The organism is [Mycoplasma] falconis (genome assembly GCF_006385795.1).
Classification (GTDB): Bacteria; Bacillota_I; Bacilli_A; order Mycoplasmatales; family Metamycoplasmataceae; genus Metamycoplasma; species Metamycoplasma falconis.
Genome location: NZ_VFSS01000033.1, coordinates 1 through 615 on the forward strand (window position 1 = coordinate 1; position 615 = coordinate 615).

Below are 615 nucleotides of genomic sequence, written 5' to 3' on the forward strand. Positions count from 1 at the left end.
TCGCGGGTCTGCGTGGCCGCATTGGAACCAGCTGCGGGCCTTCGCGATACGGTCCCGGTCGGGGCACGGTTGCCGATGACCGCGGGCTCGGGCGCCAAAGTGTTGCTGGCCCACACCGACGCCGCCACCCAAGCGGCCGTATTGCCAAAGGCGGTGTTCAGCGCCCGAGCGCTGGCCGAGGTGTGCCGGCGCGGCTGGGCGCAAAGCGTGGCCGAACGCGAGCCTGGCGTGGCGAGCGTGTCGGCGCCGGTGCGCGACGGCCGGGGCGTCGTGATCGCTGCCATCTCGGTGTCCGGCCCGATCGACCGGATGGGCCGCCGCCCGGGGGTCCGATGGGCCGCCGACCTGCTGTCCGCGGCGGACGCGCTCACCCGACGGCTCTAGCCGCGTTGTGCTACATCGGTTCGACCGCGATCACATAGTCATTGCCGTGCCACAGACCGTCTTGCCGCTCGTTGAGCTGCAATGCCCGAGCGCGCAGTTCTTCCACATAGGCACGCATTGCCATGCCAAGCCCGTTGGAGGAGAATCGCTCGATTCGGGCCAAGCACATGTTGAGTTGGCCGTTCACGTAGCGAGCTCGGTAGCGGATGGGGAAGCGGCGCGCTTCAAGAA

Annotated in this window: 2 protein-coding genes; one reads left to right on the top strand and one right to left on the bottom strand. The window is 68.9% G+C overall.

The features are described from left to right. On the top strand, nucleotides 1–384 hold a 384-nt coding region (locus FJO69_RS07755), incomplete at its 5' end, for an IclR family transcriptional regulator domain-containing protein (protein WP_277872289.1). A 10-nt stretch (nucleotides 385–394) separates the two neighbouring features. On the opposite strand, the gene FJO69_RS07760 is transcribed toward FJO69_RS07755, so the two are convergent. Continuing rightward, the coding region (locus FJO69_RS07760) for a hypothetical protein (RefSeq protein ID WP_205714589.1) at nucleotides 395–615 on the bottom strand (221 nt) is incomplete at its 5' end.